The organism is Lutibacter sp. HS1-25, from assembly GCF_004121075.1.
GTDB lineage: Bacteria > Bacteroidota > Bacteroidia > Flavobacteriales > Flavobacteriaceae > Lutibacter.
Genome location: NZ_RHLN01000058.1, coordinates 1 through 3,138, shown reverse-complemented (window position 1 = coordinate 3,138; position 3,138 = coordinate 1). Strand labels below are relative to the sequence as shown.

Here is a 3,138-nt window from a genome sequence, read left to right as displayed (position 1 = left end):
TTTTCAATTTCTTTGCTCAATTTGTTCAAAGCATTTTCTATGCTTTGAGGAACATTTTTAATTCTATGTGGCTTGCATTTAATTTCGCCATTTGCAACTTGATTGATAGTTTTAATCAATTCAGGTATTCCTTCTTTTGATCTGGCACTTGCAGGTATAACAGGAATTCCTAAATCACGCGCCAAGGCTCTGTCGTCAATATCAATATCCAAACGTTTTGCTTCGTCCATCAAATTCAAACATAAAACAGCCTTGTCTGTTATTTCTAAAATTTGTAAAACCAAGTTTAAATTGCGTTCCAATCGGCTGGCATCAACTACAATTACGGTAACATCAGGTTTTCCAAATAAAATAAAATTACGTGCAACTTCTTCGTCTTGTGAAGTGGAAAGTAATGAGTAAGTACCTGGTAAATCTACTATTTTAAATTTTTTATCATTATAACCAAAACCACCTTCGGCACGTGTAACTGTTTTACCTGGCCAGTTTCCTGTGTGCTGTTTTAAACCAGTTAAGGCATTAAAAACAGTGCTTTTTCCAGTGTTTGGGTTGCCAGCCAAGGCAATTACATAATCGGTATTTTCTGTATTAATACCCATTTTTTTTAGACTTGCATTTGCGTTTAAATCGCAGGTTTCGCAAGCGCTTTTAGTGGCTTTTTGCATGGGTTTTTATTTTTTCGATTAATATAAATTTTGCTTGCTCATTTCTAATGGCAATAGAAGTATCTCTCACCAAATAAGCTCTGGGGTTGTTCATAGGGCTTGTTAAATCTACCGTTATTTTGGTGTTTATTACAAAACCTAGATCTAGTAATCTTCTTCTAATTTCGCCCCTGCATTCTCTTGAAATACCTATTATTTTGGCTTCTTCTCCATTTTTTAAATTAGACAATCTAAAGCTTTTTTCTTCTGAAAATTCTTCCTTTAGCAATTCGGTAATGGTAATATTGTTTGCAACAATAGGAGCCAAAACATATTCTTCACCTTCCGAATGAAAAACAACTCTCTTTTCGTTATTTTCAACAATATGCAATTGAGAGCCTATGTGTAAATCTTCGGCTAAAATTTGTTTATAAATTATTTCGGGTTCATCTTCAATATGAATAATTCTGCCAATAGTTCCTTCTTTAAAATTCGGAATTGGTTTTCCGTTTATAGGTTCAATCTCACCCGCTTCCGTAGGAATTGGGTCTCCGTGCGGGTCAAATCTTGGGTTTCCTAAATTAATAGAGAGCTCTTTTGTTTGTCGGGTATCAAGCTTATGCTCCATTTTTTCAGCAATTTCGTGCCAGTCTTTTTTGTCGAATCCTGTTTTTTCCGACAAATATTTTTCCCATAATCTGTGTACTCTAACTATATGTAAGGCATAGTCCATACCCATTTCATTTAGTTTTAAAGTACCATTTTTAAATGAAATCAAATCTTTGGTTTCCATTTCTGCAATGGTTTCTAAGATTTTTTTTGGACTTTCATTGATAGTGTTAATTAGGTCGTTGCTTGTTAATATTGCGCCACTATCTTCCGCGTGATAGATTTTTTTTAAAATATCTTCAATCAGTATTTTATTGTCGTTTTTTATGGCACTTAACACGCGCCAATACAAACCTTTTTTAGGGTAAAAAAGCAAAAAAAGGAAAGCTACGGTTCCTATAAATATGCTGAGTAATGTAACTGGGTTTGTCATAATTTATATTTTATTTACAAAAATATTTGAGCTTACTTTTTCTGACAAAATCAGTGGATTTCCATTTGTAAATTGCACTGTCATAGAATTGTCGAAATCAAATTTATCTAAAATGGTTATTTTACTATTTATTTGTAAAGTATGCTTGTCTAAAAATTGTAAAAACTCTGTTGATGAGTCTTTTATGCCTAAAATAACACAAGTTTCTCCAATTGAAATTGAGGATAACATGATGTCTTTGTGATGTTCAATTTTTCCGTTTTTATCCGGAATTGGGTCGCCGTGCGGGTCGTGTTTTGGAAAACCCAATAGTTTGTCTAACTTGTCAATTAATGTAGTTGATTTAATATGTTCTAATTGTTCTGCTAAATCGTGTACTTCATCCCAATTGTAGTTAAGTTTATCAACTAAAAAAACTTCCCAAATTCTATGGCTTCTTACAATATTTAATGCTATTTCTTTTCCTTCGGAAGTCAATTTTACGCCTTTATATTTTTCATAATTAACCAGATTTTTATCGGCTAATTTTTTAATCATATCAGTTACCGACGAAGCTTTTGTACTTAAATTTTTAGCTATAAGTGTTGTGCTTACGGTTTTAGCATTAGAAAGTTCTATGCTAAAAATTGCTTTTAAATAATTTTCTTCGGATTGTGAGAGCATTTCAAAAATAAATTTAGCCAAATATAATCAAAAATTTAGACAAGACTAAAAATTTATTTCGAAAGTTATTTATATGTATTTTAATTTTAAAAAATTGTATTTTTGAGTTCAAAGTTTTTTAAGTATGAAAATAGTAATATACGGTGCAGGTGGTGTTGGAGGGTATTTTGGTGCGCGCTTGGCACAAGCAGGTAATGATGTAACTTTTATTGCGCGTGGAAAACATTTAGAAGCCATTCAAAAAAATGGTTTGCAATTAAAAAGTATAAAAGGTAATTATTTGGTAAAGCCAGCAAAAGCAACTTCAAATATTTTAGATGTAAAAAATGTTGATTTGATTTTAATTTGTACCAAAACCTGGCAATTGGCTGAGGTTGCTGAAATTATCAAACCTGTTTTAAATAAAAATACGATGGTAATTTCATTGTTAAATGGTTGTGAAAATCATGTTATTTTGTCATCAATAATCGATAAAAAACACGTGCTAGGTGGCTTGTGTAAAGTGGTTAGTTTTGTTGAAGATTATGGTGTAATTAAACACGTTTCGTATGAGCCAACCATTGTTTTTGGAGAATTGGATAATGCAAAAACGAGTCGTGCTATTGCAATTGAAAAACTGCTAACCAATGCAGGTATTACAAATAAATTGGCAACTGATATTGAGCAAGAAATTTGGACTAAATATTTATACATAACTACGGTAAGTGCTTTGGGAGCTTTAACAAGAGCTACACATGGTGAAATGTTTGATTCGCCTGAAATTAAAGCAATGCTTTTAAAAACTGCTGA

General features: G+C 32.0%; 4 protein-coding genes. 1 reads left to right on the top strand and 3 read right to left on the bottom strand.

Going from position 1 to position 3,138, the window contains the following annotated elements:
• From EC396_RS12070 to EC396_RS12060, 3 genes are all read right to left on the bottom strand, one after another.
• Window positions 1–665 (bottom strand): FeoB small GTPase domain-containing protein (locus EC396_RS12070; protein WP_205757952.1); only part of this gene is annotated, 665 nt, incomplete at its 3' end.
• Window positions 649–1,686 carry a metal-dependent transcriptional regulator gene (locus tag EC396_RS12065; RefSeq protein WP_129366932.1) on the bottom strand — a complete coding sequence of 346 codons (1,038 nt, stop codon included), beginning with the start codon at window positions 1,684–1,686 and terminating at the stop codon, window positions 649–651. The genes EC396_RS12065 and EC396_RS12070, both read right to left, overlap by 17 nt.
• Before the next feature lie 3 nt (window positions 1,687–1,689).
• Window positions 1,690–2,349, bottom strand: a complete 660-nt coding sequence (locus EC396_RS12060) for a metal-dependent transcriptional regulator (RefSeq protein ID WP_129366931.1) — start codon at window positions 2,347–2,349, stop codon at window positions 1,690–1,692.
• 124 nt (window positions 2,350–2,473) lie between these two features.
• On the opposite strand from EC396_RS12060, the gene EC396_RS12055 reads away from it, so the two are divergent.
• On the top strand, window positions 2,474–3,138 hold a 665-nt coding region (locus EC396_RS12055), incomplete at its 3' end, for a ketopantoate reductase family protein (RefSeq protein WP_129366930.1).